19 protein-coding genes and 1 other annotated feature are annotated in these 15,936 nt (G+C 39.0%); of the genes, 1 reads left to right on the forward strand and 18 read right to left on the reverse strand.

Features of this window, described 5'->3' with window-relative positions; all coding sequences use genetic code 11:
• Positions 1 to 5: 5 nt before the first annotated feature.
• The 16 genes from pstA to miaA all read right to left on the reverse strand — a co-directional run bounded on the left by pstA (position 6) and on the right by miaA (position 14,309).
• Positions 6 to 890, reverse strand: a complete 885-nt coding sequence (gene pstA / locus C7384_RS05275) for a phosphate ABC transporter permease PstA (protein ID WP_089938667.1) — start codon at positions 888 to 890, stop codon at positions 6 to 8.
• Positions 890 to 1,813 carry a phosphate ABC transporter permease subunit PstC gene (gene pstC / locus C7384_RS05280; RefSeq protein ID WP_089938665.1) on the reverse strand — a complete coding sequence of 308 codons (924 nt, stop codon included), beginning with the start codon at positions 1,811 to 1,813 and terminating at the stop codon, positions 890 to 892. Before pstC ends, pstA begins: the two co-directional genes overlap by 1 nt.
• A gap of 18 nt (positions 1,814 to 1,831) precedes the next feature.
• Positions 1,832 to 2,716 carry a phosphate ABC transporter substrate-binding protein PstS family protein gene (locus C7384_RS05285; RefSeq protein ID WP_089938663.1) on the reverse strand — a complete coding sequence of 295 codons (885 nt, stop codon included), beginning with the start codon at positions 2,714 to 2,716 and terminating at the stop codon, positions 1,832 to 1,834.
• 154 nt (positions 2,717 to 2,870) lie between these two features.
• A complete protein-coding gene (gene recA / locus C7384_RS05290) occupies positions 2,871 to 3,992 on the reverse strand; it encodes a recombinase RecA (protein WP_089938661.1) in 1,122 nt (373 codons plus the stop codon).
• Between the two features lie 127 nt (positions 3,993 to 4,119).
• Positions 4,120 to 4,704 (reverse strand): CDP-diacylglycerol--glycerol-3-phosphate 3-phosphatidyltransferase, encoded by a 585-nt coding sequence (gene pgsA / locus C7384_RS05295; RefSeq protein ID WP_089938659.1) that lies wholly within the window; start codon positions 4,702 to 4,704, stop codon positions 4,120 to 4,122.
• Between the two features lie 11 nt (positions 4,705 to 4,715).
• Positions 4,716 to 5,582 carry a helix-turn-helix domain-containing protein gene (locus C7384_RS05300; protein WP_089938657.1) on the reverse strand — a complete coding sequence of 289 codons (867 nt, stop codon included), beginning with the start codon at positions 5,580 to 5,582 and terminating at the stop codon, positions 4,716 to 4,718.
• 4 nt (positions 5,583 to 5,586) lie between these two features.
• Positions 5,587 to 6,864 carry an EF-P 5-aminopentanol modification-associated protein YfmH gene (gene yfmH / locus C7384_RS05305; protein ID WP_089938655.1) on the reverse strand — a complete coding sequence of 426 codons (1,278 nt, stop codon included), beginning with the start codon at positions 6,862 to 6,864 and terminating at the stop codon, positions 5,587 to 5,589.
• Positions 6,864 to 8,159 carry an EF-P 5-aminopentanol modification-associated protein YfmF gene (gene yfmF, locus C7384_RS05310; RefSeq protein WP_089938653.1) on the reverse strand — a complete coding sequence of 432 codons (1,296 nt, stop codon included), beginning with the start codon at positions 8,157 to 8,159 and terminating at the stop codon, positions 6,864 to 6,866. Before yfmF ends, yfmH begins: the two co-directional genes overlap by 1 nt.
• A gap of 43 nt (positions 8,160 to 8,202) precedes the next feature.
• Complete coding sequence (locus tag C7384_RS05315) at positions 8,203 to 9,048, reverse strand: amino acid ABC transporter substrate-binding protein (protein ID WP_089938651.1); 846 nt, start codon at positions 9,046 to 9,048, stop codon at positions 8,203 to 8,205.
• A complete protein-coding gene (locus C7384_RS05320) occupies positions 9,048 to 9,686 on the reverse strand; it encodes an amino acid ABC transporter ATP-binding protein (protein WP_089938650.1) in 639 nt (212 codons plus the stop codon). The genes C7384_RS05315 and C7384_RS05320 overlap by 1 nt, the downstream gene beginning before the upstream one ends.
• Positions 9,687 to 9,688: 2 nt before the next feature.
• Entirely contained in the window at positions 9,689 to 10,330 is a 642-nt protein-coding gene (locus C7384_RS05325) for an amino acid ABC transporter permease (RefSeq protein WP_089938648.1), read from the reverse strand.
• Between the two features lie 81 nt (positions 10,331 to 10,411).
• Positions 10,412 to 10,635, reverse strand: a binding site (T-box leader).
• Between the two features lie 43 nt (positions 10,636 to 10,678).
• The gene (gene mreD / locus C7384_RS05330; protein WP_089938646.1) at positions 10,679 to 11,206 is read right to left on the reverse strand and encodes a rod shape-determining protein MreD; all 528 of its coding nucleotides are present in this window, start codon (positions 11,204 to 11,206) and stop codon (positions 10,679 to 10,681) included.
• Positions 11,206 to 12,063, reverse strand: a complete 858-nt coding sequence (gene mreC / locus C7384_RS05335) for a rod shape-determining protein MreC (RefSeq protein WP_089938644.1) — start codon at positions 12,061 to 12,063, stop codon at positions 11,206 to 11,208. Before mreC ends, mreD begins: the two co-directional genes overlap by 1 nt.
• Positions 12,064 to 12,133: 70 nt before the next feature.
• Positions 12,134 to 13,141 (reverse strand): rod shape-determining protein, encoded by a 1,008-nt coding sequence (locus C7384_RS05340; RefSeq protein WP_089938642.1) that lies wholly within the window; start codon positions 13,139 to 13,141, stop codon positions 12,134 to 12,136.
• A gap of 97 nt (positions 13,142 to 13,238) precedes the next feature.
• Entirely contained in the window at positions 13,239 to 13,418 is a 180-nt protein-coding gene (locus tag C7384_RS05345) for a hypothetical protein (protein ID WP_089938641.1), read from the reverse strand.
• A 21-nt stretch (positions 13,419 to 13,439) separates the two neighbouring features.
• Positions 13,440 to 14,309 carry a tRNA (adenosine(37)-N6)-dimethylallyltransferase MiaA gene (gene miaA / locus C7384_RS05350; protein WP_089938639.1) on the reverse strand — a complete coding sequence of 290 codons (870 nt, stop codon included), beginning with the start codon at positions 14,307 to 14,309 and terminating at the stop codon, positions 13,440 to 13,442.
• 84 nt (positions 14,310 to 14,393) lie between these two features.
• On the opposite strand from miaA, the gene C7384_RS05355 reads away from it, so the two are divergent.
• Positions 14,394 to 14,579: a DUF3042 family protein gene (locus C7384_RS05355; RefSeq protein ID WP_089938638.1), complete on the forward strand. Its 186-nt coding sequence runs from the start codon at positions 14,394 to 14,396 to the stop codon at positions 14,577 to 14,579.
• Positions 14,580 to 14,620: 41 nt separating this feature from the next.
• Here C7384_RS05355 and C7384_RS05360 read toward each other — a convergent pair whose 3' ends face one another.
• Both C7384_RS05360 and C7384_RS05365 read right to left on the reverse strand, forming a co-directional pair.
• A complete protein-coding gene (locus C7384_RS05360; protein ID WP_420838709.1) occupies positions 14,621 to 14,932 on the reverse strand; it encodes a rhodanese-like domain-containing protein in 312 nt (103 codons plus the stop codon).
• Between the two features lie 114 nt (positions 14,933 to 15,046).
• Entirely contained in the window at positions 15,047 to 15,730 is a 684-nt protein-coding gene (locus C7384_RS05365) for an adaptor protein MecA (RefSeq protein WP_089938634.1), read from the reverse strand.
• Positions 15,731 to 15,936 lie beyond the last annotated feature (206 nt).

Below are 15,936 nucleotides of genomic sequence, written 5' to 3' on the forward strand. Positions count from 1 at the left end.
TTACCTCAAGAGCTAGTTAGCTTTTTAAAGAGCTTCATACCAATTTTACGGGCACTAAAATTAAAAATAAGAACAACGATGATTAAAACAGCTGATGCTCCGGCTGAAACTAAATTCAAATCCGGCATAATTCCTTCCGAATTAATTTTCCAAATATGAACAGCCAATGTTTCGGCAGGTCGCATCGGACTTAATGGACTAGAAATATTAAATGCATTCCAATCCATAAAGTTCAAGGCTGGTGCCGACTGGCCCGCCGTAAAAATCAAAGCGGCTGCTTCACCAAAGACTCGGCCAGCTGACAAAACAACGCCAGTCACAATTGAAGGAACGGCTGCTGGTAAAACAACATGTAAAACTGTTTCCCAGCGGGACAAACCTAAAGCAGCGCCAGCCTCCCGTTGCAGGTATGGAATTTGAGCCAAACTAGTTTCAATTGACCGAGTTAACAGTGGTAAATTAAAAATACTTAAGGCAATCGCCCCAGATAAGATTGAAAATCCAAACTTAAACTGGACAACGAAAAGTAAGAATCCAAACAGACCAACAACAACCGAAGGTAGTGAACTTAAAATTTCAATTGCAGTTCGAATAATATTGGTCCAAACTGATTTCTTTGCGTACTCGTTTAGGTAGATAGCAGCACCCAAAGCAATCGGAAAACTAATCACCATGGCCAAAATTAATAGATAAAAGGAATTAAACAACTGAATGCCAATTCCCCCACCAGCCTCAAAAGAGAGGGCTGGCGAAGTTAAAAAGTGCCAAGAAAGGTGAGGCAATCCCTGTACCAAGATAAATCCTAGCATGGAGAATAAAACCAACGCCACCATACCGGCAATAATGTAAATGACCGTAGTAGCAATTTTATCAGCTAATTTAGCGTTCATTATTTCAACTCCCCTTTGCTACCAATCATTCGGATAATCAAATTAAAGACCAATGACATAAGTAACAAAATCATAGCTAATGTCCATAGCACGTTATTTTGTAAAGAGCCCATCACGGTATTTCCAATCCCCATCGTCAACACTGATGTCAAAGTTGAGGCCGGTGTAGTCAATCCCGTAGGCATTAACGCCGCATTTCCGATAACCATTTGAACCGCCAAAGCTTCTCCAAAAGCTCGCGCCATGCCAAATACCACAGCAGTTAAAATACCTGGAGTAGCGGCACGTAGAATTACTTTATAGATCATCTGCCACCGAGTAGCGCCAATTGCCAAGGCAGATTCACGATAGTGGCGTGGTACCGATTTCAAAGTATCGACGGTCATTGAGGTCACTGTGGGTAAAATCATCACAAATAGAACAATCGTTCCGGATAAAATACCAAAGCCCGATCCGCCAACAATTCCCCGCATAAAGGGTACAATGACTGTTAAACCAATAAATCCATACACAACCGAGGGGATACCAACTAGCAATTCCACGATAGGTTGCATAATTTTAGCCCCACGCTTTTTGGCAATTTCAGTCATAAACAAAGCAGTACCAATCGCAAATGGTGTCGCCACTATTGCTGACAAAAAGGTAACCAGAAAAGACCCCATAATCATCGGCAAGGCACCAACATAAGGTTGATGTGTTTTGGGATTGACCACAGATGGGTTCCAAGTTGTACCGAACAAGAAATCAGTAACTGATACCTTATTACCGATAAAAGTATTTAAACCACGACTTAACACAAAAGCAAAAATTAAAGCTACCACTAGGGCAATAAAAGTTAGCGCAGTCCAACTCAACGCACGACCGAAACGATCCTTGCGAGTTGACTCAGACTGTCTCTTGATTTTTTCTGTAATACTATCCATAATCTTCTCCCACCCGACTTAGGAATTGGCTGTTATCTGTCCGTCCATACTACGTTTAATATCCATATCGTGGATAGAAATATAACCCAGTTTTGGCACTAATTTAGATTGAACCTGATGAGACATTAGATAATCAAGAAATCCTTGTACAGCCTGATTGGGCTTACCTTTGGTATAAATATGTTCATAAGACCAGATTGGATAAGTACCATTTTTAACATTTTCATCTTTGGCAGCAACACCATTGACCGCCGGACTAGTAACACTGCTATTACCATAAGCAAAGGCTACATAGGAAATTGCGCCCGGAGTACTAGCAACAATTGAGCGAACCATTCCCGAAGAATCTTGCTCTTGTGCTTCTAAACTCTTGGCCCCGTCTAGTCCCCATTTTTCAAAGGCCGCACGCGTACCAGAACCAGCAGCGCGATTAATCACAACAATTTCTTGGTCTGGACCGTTTAACTCTTTCCAATTAGTCACTTTTCCAGTAAAAATATCTTGTAACTGCTTGGAAGTTAAATCATGGATATTAAGTCCTTTATTTAAAATAGGGGTAATCCCGACGACAGCAACTTGATGATCAACTAAATCCTGAGCTTTAATTCCCTTTTTCTCTGCGGCAAAAAGGTCAGAATTACCTAAATCAACTGCTCCTTGAGCAACTTGGCTAAGACCTGTTCCTGTTCCTCCTCCTTGAACGTTTACAAAAACACCAGCATTCTCTCTGGCATAATCTTCTCCGGCTGCTTCAACCAAGGGCTGAAGAGCTGTTGAACCAACGGCTGTAATTGAAACACTTGAGGAAGTTTTATCTCGCGTTAGGTAAGCTGTTCCAATTAGCATTGCTAATACAACTAAAACCCCGGCAAAGATTGTTCTTCCACGGTGCATTTTTGGCATGAAACCATCCCCCACAACATACTGTCACTGTGATTGCTGTACGTGTAACTAACACACTCAAGTAACTGACTCACTCAAGTAACTGACTCACTCAAGCAAGTCTATTGTAACAAAAAAGAGCACTAATTTAGCCCTCTTTTTAGTAAATTATTTATTAGGAAATTGGCTGATCTGCTTGATCATCATCGATCAAATTAAGTTCTTGATTAGCTTCTGGCTCAACAGGTTCTTCTTGAACAACCTCATCGGTTTTATCCCCAATGCCGTAGGCTTGTCGAACTTTACGATATAGTTCAGCACGTAACTCACTATGTTCGGGATCATCCAAATATTCTTTGGCTTTTTCACGTCCCTGCCCGATACGTTCTCCCTCATAGGCATACCAGGCACCAGCCTTGTCAACAATATCTTGGTCAACTGCTAGATCCAAAATTTCACCGGTTTGCGAAATTCCCTTTCCGTACATAATATCGACTTCAGCCACTTTAAAGGGTGGTGCTACCTTATTTTTAACCACTTTGACCTTGGTCAAGTTTCCAGTAACATCTGAACCATCTTTAATTTGGGTGGAGCGCCGAACTTCCAAACGAACAGTGGAATAGAACTTCAAAGCTCGGCCACCAGGAGTAGTTTCTGGGTTTCCAAACATAACCCCAACTTTTTCACGGATTTGGTTAATAAAAATAGCAATCGTGCCCGTTCGATTTAAGGTTCCGGCTAGCTTACGTAAGGCCTGACTCATCAAACGAGCTTGTAACCCGACATGCGCATCTCCCATTTCCCCTTCAATTTCAACTCGAGGTACTAAGGCAGCGACCGAATCAATAACCACCATATCAACCGCACCGGATTGAACTAAGGCATCCGTAATTTCCAGTCCTTGCTCACCAGTATCAGGCTGTGATAAAAGGAGCTCTTCTTTTTTAACACCTAACGCCTCTGCATACTTAACATCTAAAGCATTTTCAGCATCAATATAGGCTGCGGTACCACCGGCTTTTTGGATTTCAGCGACAGCATGCAAGGCTAATGTTGTTTTTCCAGATGATTCTGGACCATAGATTTCAATAACCCGTCCTTTAGGATAGCCACCAACCCCTAAAGCAATATCCAATTTAACAGATCCAGAGGGAATGGTCTCAACTTGGGTAGTAACATTATCACCCAAAGTCATAATCGATCCTTTTCCAAAATTCTTTTCAATCCGCTTCAAAGCATCATCTAAGGCCGCTCGGCGACCATCTTGCTTACTTTGAGCATTTTTCTTTGCAACCATGTAAGTTAACTCCTTATTAATTACGATTAGTTTACCTGTTTAATAATAGAAAATCAAGAATAATTCGAACATTTGTTCGTTCTCTATCCTTTCATTTCTTTATACGAAAAAAAGCGCCAATGCGCTTTTATAATCCGTCGGAAAATACCTGACGATTTTGCCAAAAATAATCAATTCCTGAATAAATAGTAAATATCACTGCAATGACCAACAAGGTTTCGCCAACCGGCACGCCTGCCACCGGCCAGTTATGCAGGTAAAGAAACACAATGGCAAACATTTGCGAAAAGGTTTTAATTTTACCTGGTAAAGCGGCTGCCAAAACCTTCCCGTTATTTTCTACAATCAGCGTACGCAACCCAGTAATTGCCAACTCACGAATCACAATAACAGCCGTCATCCATGGCGCCACTACGCCAAAGGCCGTAAGGTAAATTAAGGCCGTCATGACTAATAACTTATCTGCCAACGGATCTGCAAACTTACCAAAATTAGTAACCAAATTTTTACGACGGGCAATCTGTCCGTCCAAAAAATCCGTTAGTGAAGCAAGGGCAAAAATAATTGCGGCAACCATCCAAGTCAACGGTAAAGTCTGCCCCGAGCCAATATTTAGAACTCCCCAGCTGTTAGTAGCCGGAACCGATAATACCAGCATGAATATGGGGATTAAAAAGATACGAAAAACAGTTAATCGATTCGGTAAATTCATTGTAATACCACTCACTTATTAAAATTCAATAGAAGATTCCAAGTTGTAGGCGCTGGCGTCGTAGGCAAATTATTAATAGCAACTGCCTGACCATCCAGTGACACCGTACCATTAGCAACCGTGCCAAACTGAACGTTAACAGCTGTAGTGTTAGCTGGAATTTCAATCGTTTTCTCGGTATTAGCAGCCACAGTCTCATTAAACAAAATTTTACTAGTAGCATCATTAACTTTAACCATTGTACCTGTAGCACTAGCCTTAATTACCAGCTTATGGGCTTTAGCTTGCTGTCCGGCAATATTATAGGTTGTTGTTAGTTGTTGGGCATTGGCTTGTGCTTGTCCCAATTGAATTTCATCCTTTTTAGATGATGACGAAGAAGATGAGGAACTAGCTTTTGATACTGAAGATGATGATACTTCAACCTGACTTTGTGAACTACTCTGTTTTCCACTGCTAGCCAGTTGTGTAATCACTAACCAGACAACAAGTAGACCTACCAAAATTCCTAAGCCAACCCAAATTTTGGGCACCCATCCCATTAAACGAGTTTTAGCACTCTCATTATGATCTACACCAGCTCGAACAACACCATCATCATCACGATGCGCATAACTTAAATCACTGGGAACAATTGGACTCTCTTCACTTTCACCTAATAATTCATCCGGATTAAGTCCGACTGCCTCAGCATAACGCCGCGCAAAAGCCCGCACATAAAAAGCGCTAGGAAGAGTATCTGTATCACCTTCTTCAAGTGCTTTTAAATAACGGGTTTGAATCTTAGTTTTTTGATTTAATTCATCCAGTGATAAGCCCTGCTGTTGGCGGGCGTCTTTTAACTGTTGACTAATTGCTTCGGTTAATACCTCTGACATAATATTATTCGCCTACTTTTTTTAATACTACTCGACTGAGTTCAAACTGATTAAACAGTTGGTCTGCAAAATCAAGTATATCCTTAAATTTTATTTCCTTTAACATATCAATTTTATCAAAGAGATTGACCCCACACAAGATATCATCCCCCCGAAGCGCAATTTGTTCCAGTGAATTCAACCGGATAATTGCTTCTCCCAGCGTTGCTGCTTGTAATTTGATAAATTCTTGCTGTTGATCTAAGAGATAATCATGATAATTTTTCAATCGTAACCGTAAAGCTCTTTCTAATTGGCTATAAAATTGGGTTTGACTGAAAAAAGTTAAATATTGGTACTGGGGCATTAGGACGTATTCGAAATCAAAATTATCATCAATGATGCCTTCTTTGTACAAATCCTGATACCAGGTAGTTTGTTCCCCAAATAAAATATCAAGTAGTAAATCGGCCACTAAACTTCGTTGACTCATGGCCAGCCCTTGCCAATCACCAGCCGGGAACCGAATTCCCCAAGCGGCTTTAGGAATAGTAACATTAGCTGCTACTTGAAGATTTTGTGATAGCCCAGGCTCTAAGATTGGTTCTAAGGTTTTAAAATCAACCATTCGGTGTTCCTTAGTAGCCTGATTAGCTTGTACTAAATTATAAATTGCTGTCGGATCAAATTTCCCAACTACCTGTAAAGTTAAATTTTTAGGTTGATAAAAAATATGATGGATTTGATATAACAAGTCGGCCGTAATCCGCTTTAATGAAGCTGGACTCCCCGCAATGTCGGCTGCTAGTGGTGATTTCGGATACAATTGCTCTAACAAGGTCATATACAAACGCCATTCTGGATCATCTTGGTACATTTGAATTTCTTGCTCGATAATACCGCGTTCTTTGACCACCTTAGTTTGATCAAAATATGGTATTTGTACAAAATCTAGTAAATGTTGTAAGCAGGCAGCTAAATTTTGACTAGTGGCAAAATAATAACTGGTCTGTAAATTAGTTGTAAAGGCATTAGCATCAGCGCCAAGTTGACTAAATCGATAAAAAGCATCCTCGTCTGGCTTGTCAAAAAGTTTATGTTCCAAAAAATGGGCCGTTCCGGCTGGAATATCCAAAATATTTTGTCCGTCCACGCTTACCTTTTGAGCCAAGGAGCCAAAGCTAGTACTTAAAACTGCGATGCACTGATGATAGTTGGCCCGAGGAATCATTACCAGCTTTAAACCATTCGGTAAAACCTCTTCAATGACTTTCTCATTAAGATTGGTATAATTTTTTATCATTAGAGCTCCTCAGGTAATAAATTATATTGGTAAATAGCTCGCATTTGTTGCGCCAAAGATTGAATATCATCCCGTTGTACAGCTTTAATTTTAGCTATCCATTCCTGAGGAGTGATTTTCAATTGGGTCATTTCCTGTCGTAAAATCATCGACAAAAGACTCATAGGTACATCCAATTGACTAAGATAGTCATTAATTAGCATTTCTTTCACATCAGCTAATAGTTGATCCGAAAAATCACCGGTAGCTAGTGCTTGTCGTTCTAATTCAATCATATTGCTTACCTGATCGACTGTATCAGCACCTAAGCCAACAATCACAGTCAATAATCGCCAATCTAACTGCCAACGACTAACAATACTGTAACAAAGCGAATGCTTTTCACGAATATTCATAAACAGCTTAGAAATCGGCGCACCGCCAAACATCGTATTTAATACCATGGCCGTAAAACGTTGATCACTGCTAGGATTAATCGGCAAAAGGTAATTCTTGGTTAACACTGCTTGTTCCATCTGAGGTCTAGATTCATTTTTTATAAATAATTCTTGCTGTGATAAGTCCATAAATGGGCTGTGGTCGGTTTGGGTAGCTAACTCAACATCACCCCAGGGCCATTGACTAAAAGTTTTAAATAATTGATCAGCGTCTACATCCCCTAGCACCGTAATTGTTACCTGATCATGGTGGATCATCCGTTGATGTGACTGATATAGCTGCTGAGAAGAAACCGTTTGAATTTCTTCAACTTTACCTAAGGCTGACGATTGGAGCGCTGGTACTGTAATGGTTAATTGTCGTAATTGAGCTAGAGCAAAGTCAACTTTATCGTCAGCTAGTGATACCAATTCATTGAGTAGACTTTGTCTTTCTTGACTAACAACATCAGCATTATAGGAGCTCACTGAATCTAAGAGTGGCTCAAAAATCATTGACTTCATAAAAGCCAAATTGGCCTCAAGATAATCACTATTTTGATTAATATATTGCGGATTAGGACACTGTAATAGGAAACGCACCTGATGTTGATTGCCAAAAAGCTGCACATCAGTTTGATATTGGCTACCAGATAGTGAAATTAACTGGCGAGCAACCGCTTGTTGATTAATATATTTAGAAGAACTGACCGCCTGCACATAAGATAATAAGGCCCGCTCACTAACTATTTGAGGGCTGCTAGCCGTACTGGCAAAATTAATGGCTAATTGAACTGTTTTAAATTGACAATTGGACACAACGACCAACTTAATTCGTTGGTTTATTTGATAGCTTTTGGTTTTCAAAATACTCAGCATTCCTCTTTAATTTTTTTAATGAAAAAAGCGCCTATAGCGCTTCTCACTGACCAAACCATTTCTTTTCTAAATCACTGATCCAGCCATTTTTTTGTAACTTACTAAACTGTTCGTTAACTGCTTTTTGTAGACCAACATCGCCTTTACGGAAGCCAACCACATCATCAGTCATTGAAAAATCACCCTTAACAATTTGGTAATTATCAGCGTTATCTTGATGACTAATGTAGTAACGAGCGTAATCCTCATCAACTAGTAAGCCATCAATTCGACCGGCATTCAAATCATTAAACGCTTTATCAAAAGTATCATAACCGACAGCCTTATTATCTTTAATATATTTTTTCAAAATATTAGGCTTGGCATTCAACTCAGCATCACCACTTGATGAATTCTGATCAGCTAATATCTTACCACTCATATCGGCAAAACTATTAATATTATTTTTCTTTAGCGTCACTACTACCTGAGTAACTCGGTGGTATGAATTCGAAAAGGCAACTTTTTGAGCCCGTTCTGGCGTGGCAGTATAACCATTCCAAATTGCATCAATATTACCAGTATTCAGCTCTGTTTCCTTCATGGACCAATCAATGGGTTGCCACTTAACGGTAACGCCCAAATCCTTAAAGACTTGAGTGGCCAAATCAATATCAAATCCAACTAATTTCCCACTATTATCACGAAAACCCATCGGCACAAAAGTATCATCTAAACCAATCGTAATCGTTTTTTCACTTTTAATTCGTGGCCATTCATCATTATGAGTTCCGACTTGTCCCTTGTTTTGATTTTTATTATGCAAACCAAGCCCAATAAAAATCACACCAAACAATACAACTAATCCAACTATACTATTGACAATAATTTTTTTTCGTTGACTAACCATTATCTTTGTACCTCCTGGGCGAAATCAAACATACGGTCAGAAATTAATTCTGCAAAGTATTGATCGTGGGTAATGACTAATTGGGTAACACCGCTGCCCTTCAGCTGCTTAATTACGGCGGCTACTTGACGTGTTGAATGTTCATCTAACCCACTAGTTGGTTCATCATAAGCGATAATATTGGGATGCATTGCTAAGGCACGAGCAATGGCAACCCGTTGCTTTTGCCCACCAGATAGCTGATAGGGATATAAATTCTCTTTATCCTTCATCCCCAATGTATCAAGTAGCTTGATGGCTTCTTGTTTAGCGGCTTTTTTAGATAATTTATTAACATTAACCGGTGCTAAAGTGATGTTATCTAAGACAGTATAATTTGGAAAAAGGTTAAAATCTTGAAAAATAATACCAATTTTAGCATTTAAGCGACCATCACCAATGGCGAATTCCTCACCATCAATGAAAACCTGTCCACTATTAGCTGTCTCTAACCCCGTCATAATTTTAATCAGCGTAGTTTTACCGATTCCAGAAGGTCCAATGACACTCAGCACTTCTCCATTATTGACCGTGAGATCCAAGTCTTTAAAAATAACATTTTGGCCATATTTTTTGGTTAATCCCTTAATTTCTAACATATTTACCTCCAAATACTTAAGCGCTTCTCACTACGACGGAGTGAGACAGTAACGGCTGCGGTCATAATTAGATAAAGAATTCCTACAACTAGATAAGGAATCAAAGTCACATCTCGACTGGCGGCAATGCTTCCCGCTCGTAAAATATCACCCAAACCAATAACATATACTAACGAAGTATCTTTAACCAAATTAATTACTTCATTACCAAAGGATGGCATAATAATTTTAATTACCTGGGGCAAAACAATTTTAAAGAAAGTTTGGCTTCGGCTAAAACCTAATACTTTAGCCGCATCATATTGTCCTTTGGGGATTGATTGCAACCCTCCACGAAATATTTCAGCTAAATAAGCGGCATAATTAACAACAAAGGCTAGTACGGCTGCTTCAAAACGGGGAAAATTAATCCCAATCATGCTCAAACCATAGTAGATAAAAATCAATTGTAGCAATAATGGCGTACCACGCATAATCCAAATATAACCATTAATGAGCCATCGAATTGTAAAATAAGGAGATTTCATTCCTAGAGAAACTAAAATTCCCAAAGGAATTGAGCCTAGCAGAGTAATGAAGAAAACCCCTAAGGTCGACTGTAATCCGGTCAAAATCCCCGGTAAAATTTCCATCAAATATTTCATATTGCCCCCTCTTTATATCACGGCTAATGACTGTTAATTATCTAAAAACGAAAGAAACGCCCTCTAAATGCTAATAAGCACCTAGAGGGCGTTTCCGCGGTCCCACCTCGTTATCCGCTGTATCATCACTAATACAGCCTCAATCAGTTTAAAACTGAATGTGTTAACGGCCATCACCGGCAAAACCTACTAAAATTCAATCTTGCACTCGTAGATGTGGTTCATTTACTACCCATACTTACTCACAATTACCGTAAGCTCCCTGATATGGGGTAGTAAATTACTCTTCTACTCATCGTTTTCAAATCTTTTTCTCAGTATACAAAGCTTTATTCAGATTGTCAAGAATTACGATAGAAGTTGGAATAAAGACCAAGCTGGATAGTAACCTAGGGCCGCAATTATAATATTTAAGACCACCGTTGGTACTAATTCATACAGTAAAAAACGTCCTAAGCTAACATCGGCAATGTTAATAATAAAGCCGGCCGCATATGTCACTAATAGATAAATGATTAAACCAATTAAGCATAACAATAAGCCACTCATCAATCGTTCATCAAAATAGGGACGTAAACGATCCATTACTACACAGGCTGCCAAAAAGGCAATCGTGTAAGAACCCAAAATTCCAGTGTAATAAATATCAAATAACAAACCAATCAAAACAACATACACCCAAAATGCAATACGATTAGTAACTTCAAATTCAATTGCATAAAACAGCCAAATCAGAGTTAATAACGGTAAAACATGAAAAGGAAAATGGTTTAAAATGCCACCTAAACTAGACATCAAATTACCATCTAAGAACAATAAAAGGAATAAAACTAACGGATAAATAACTCGAAATCGAATCAACTGCCAAAATGCCATTACTTCGTCTCCATATGTGAAACTGCCACTAATACCGTTGTGATATTACCCAAATCAGCACTTGGTTCGATATATACTTTCTTTGATAAACCATAGTCATCGGTTGTTACTTCAGAAACTTTACCGACAAACAAGCCGGCTGGAATCACACCACCCAGTCCAGATGTCTGAACAGTATCACCCTTTTTAATTTCATTGCTAGAAGTGATTTGTCCCATGACTAACTGACCCCGCTCCGAATCAAAATCAGAAATAATGCCATTGACGTCTCCGTGACTCCCCTTAATGGTAATCGCAAAACGATTGGCATCCTCACTAGTATCAGATATTAAAGCCACTTTAGAATTAACCGTATTTACTTCGCTAATTCGACCAATAATACCAGAACCAGCCAATACCGGCATTCCTTTTCTTAGACCAGCTCGAGAGCCTTTATCAATAACTAACTGTGACTTCCAAGTTGTGGGTGAGCGACTGATGGTTACTGCTGAAACAGTATCATAATCAGTCAAAGTTTCTTTTAACTTCAACTGTTTCTTTAAAGATCGATTCTCGTTTTCAACCGTCTGTAAACGAACTTTATCTTGGGCATAACTATCAATTTCTGATTTTAATTTTTTATTTTCAGAAAATGTGTTAAGCAAGTTTCCGGCACTATCAGCACTTTTCCCAACGACATTGGTCGGTACAGAAATCACACGACTAATTCCCCCAGCTAAATCATTCATAAAGCGTTGAAAAAAAGGTGTAGTATTCGTACGGCGTGCCCACCAATTCGATCCTGCAATCAAACCCACTATGACAAAGAAACCAATAATGATAGTCACTGCAGTTTTTGAAGAAAAAAATTTACGCATTCTTATTATTCCTTCCCCAGATGTGAAAAATAAAAGCGTAGCGCAAGCGCCACGCTTCTGTTAAACATAATTATTTTTGACGTAATACATCAAGTGACTTCAGTGACTCACCAATACCATTGGCAACAGCATCAAGTGGATCATTAGCAATCAATACTGGTACTTTAGTAATTTCTTGAATCATCGAATCCATACCGCGTAACAATGCTCCACCACCAGTTAAGACCATGCCATGATCAATAATATCAGCGGCAATCTCAGGCTGGGTCGCTTCCAAAGTTTCACGGATTGCATTAACAATTTCGCTAATTGGCTCTTGAATTGCCATGGCAACGTCTTCAGCACTAATCTCATAGGTCTTTGGCAAACCAGTTAATAGATCACGTCCACGTACCATTGCTGGTTCAATTTCGCGGGCTTCTTCCAACGAAACCGTACCAATATCAATCTTTAGACGTTCAGCAGTTGGTTCACCAATTGCAGCTTCGTATTTATTACGGATATAGTTAGCGATTGATTCATCTAACTTATCACCAGCAAATCGTGTCGAACGACTTGAAACAATACCACCAAGCGAAATGGTAGCAACGTCAGTCGTTCCTCCACCTAAATCAACAACCATTGATCCGGTTGGATCCATAACTGGTAAACCAGCTCCGACAGCAGCAGCGAAGGGCTCTTCCAATACATAGGCGTCCCGAGCTCCAGCTACACGAGCGGCATCAATAACCGCACGACGCTCAACTGCAGTAATTCCAGAGGGAACTCCTAAAGTAACGTAGGGATGTCCCATACGGCCACCAAGCGCTTTTTTTAGATAATAAGTAATCATTGCAACCGTTGTATCATAATCGGCAATAACGCCGTCACGCATCGGACGAATTGCAGAAATACTTGATGGTGTCCGCCCAAGCATTTCCTTAGCTTCAGTACCTACCGCAATTACTTCGTTTGTTTCAGTATTTCGGGCTACGACAGAAGGTTCACGTAATACAATTCCTTTACCTTCTAGGTAGACATATGTATTGGCTGTTCCTAGGTCGATACCAACATTTTGTTGTCCAAATGAAAAAACCACGATTTTGCCTCTCATTTCGTGGTAGATCCACAAGGGCCACCACTAATTATTATTTTACTCGTAGATCATTGTAGCATATTTTTCAGCGCTACACATCTTATTTTGAACGAATGTAAGTGATCTGTCCACCCTTATGAGCAATTCCTCGTACCGTATTTTGATAAGGAAATTGTGACCACCCTTTTTGAAAGGCCGCAAAATCACTGGGTGTAATTTTAAGTTCTTCAATTTTTCCATCACGTAAATCTTTTAGTGCTGTTAAATAGTCAACTGCCATTTCAACTCCTTATTTCAAATGTTACTGATTAGCAAGATAAGTTTTTACATGATCGTAAGCCACTTGTGCGTCAACCCATTCTAACCCATCAATTTGATGACGCCAATAGGTTAACTGTCGTTTGGCATATCGGCGAGAATCTTGCTGAATTTGTTCAACAGTTTCTTTCAGTGTTATTTGGCCATCAAAATGTGGATAGAATTCTTTATACCCAATTCCGCGCCCAGCTTGTAAGGCAATACCACCAGCCTTATACAACATTTGAGCCTCATCTACCAATCCTTGATCAAGCATCAGCAATACTCGCTGATTTATACGTTCATACAAGATTTCACGTGGCCATGCTAAAGCAATTGTATGCGCATCGTAACTTGGTCTAGCAATCCTGGTTTTCTTACCATGACGCTGCTTTTGAACACCTCTAATTAAACGTTGACGATTGCTTATATCAGTTACCAAAGTAGAATCAATTAGTAAATCTTGCAATGCTGCTGTTGTTAATTTTTCCAGTTCAGCCACTTCATCCAAGTCACTTTCATCATATTCCAAAGGCTGTAACCCTAAAAGTGCCTTAACATAAAAACCTGTTCCGCCCACAACAATTGGTAGCTTACCACGCTGATGCACGGATAAAATTGCTTGATCTGCTAATTTTATATAGTCGTAAACTGAAAATTTTTGATTAATATCTACAATATTAATCAAATGATGGCGAATTTGGGTCTGTTCATCAACAGTTGGCTTAGCAGTTCCAATATCCAATCCACGATAAATTTGCATTGAATCAGCCGAAATAATTTCTCCGTTGAACTCTTCTGCAATTTTTAAAGCTAAAGAACTTTTCCCTGAAGCAGTTGGACCAGCTATGACTAAAATTGGAATGGCAACCATAAATCCTTCTCTTTCTAAAAAACATTTACAAAAGAATAAAAATAAACGATAATACAGTGTATACGTAGTACAGAGGAGATAGTAATGAAAAAAACATTTAAATTTGGTGTATTAACAGGACTAGCCGTTTCCGCCGTTGCCCTTGTAAGCAGTGCATTGGGATATCGCCAGCTAGTTGTTAAACCAGAACAAGAAGCAGAAGAAAACTATGACAAGGTATCTAAAGCAGCTGTTCGGCGTAGTGTTGCCGCTCACCAATCACGCTACTAAGATTCAAAGAAAAGGACCGCAATATGCGGTCCTTTTGTGCGCTATCGTCCCTTATATTGACGGTAACCTCCACGTAAAATGAAAATTTTACTCTTAGAAAAACCTTGCTTCTTTAAAATCCCAGCAACCCGAATGGCTCCTCGAATACTGTCATCATAGAGAAAAATATCACGGTCCTTACGTAAACCTGACTTTCCCTGAGTAAAGTTTAAAGTTGGTATATTCCGAGCACCCCGCATGTGCGAACGCTTATACGGTGCGCTATCACGTAAATCGACTAGCTGGCCATGTTTTCCAGTTGTTTTTTGATAAAATTCATCACCCTTTAAAACAATTCCGCGACTCTTAGCCAATAAAAACATAAAAAGCCAAGAAAGCCCAACAAATAGTAGCCAAAAGAAAACAAGCAAAAATAATGTTAAAAATAAATTCATATCAATATTCCCAATAATCAATCACGTGTAATGTTAACTAAATAATTCTGCTAACCGCTTTAAAGCAGTCCTAGAATAAATAACCTGGCCGTGTTCTAGCAAAGCATCATAACTAAGCTTTGCTAGCTCAGCAAATTCATAAAAATTCCCCAACATAAAATTATATTGATCGTCTCCACAGTCTAAACTACTAAAATCAACTGTTAAATAAAGTTCTTCTTGATACCTAAATAACGTGTTAATGAATTTAACATTTTTCATTAAAACAGCCAATTTGATTAAATCTTCAAAGTCACTAAAACGATAAACCAAGACTGGTCGCTCTTTATTATCAGTATCTTCTTTACTTTCAAATGAATCCTGGCCCATTAAGGCAGAACGTCGTTCATCTGAAAGACTATCAATCTCATCCTTAGTATCATTGCGAAGCTCATTAGCCCCAACAATTGAATCAAGAATATCAGAAATACCATTCTCACTATCCATACGAGAAATAAAAAGCTCTAAACCATTTTTGTTAGGTAAAATTTGAAAGGAAACTTTATCATTATCCATGAAATCATTATCCACATCAATTTCAGACAGAATGTTGTAAAAAAAAGATTCAATTTTAGTACGATCGCTTAACAAATCTTTAACAGAAGTACCGCGGTCTTCTAAATCTTCATTTTCCACCATTATCCGAATTGTGTGGTCGTTAATGCGCTCCATTTCCATAGAAACCACCTTTCTAAATAAGGCTTGAATTAAAATATAATCACAACTTATATTTTAAACAATCAAAGCTTGAAATACAATAAAAGACATCCGATTGGATGTCTTTTATAATCTATGTACGGCATCGCATCGTCCTATCCTCGCAGCCAGCGTTCCGGCCACTACTTTCGGCGCTCTAGAGCTTAACTTCTGTGTTCGAGATGGAT

The organism is Convivina intestini (assembly GCF_003096575.1).
Taxonomy (GTDB): domain Bacteria; phylum Bacillota; class Bacilli; order Lactobacillales; family Lactobacillaceae; genus Convivina; species Convivina intestini.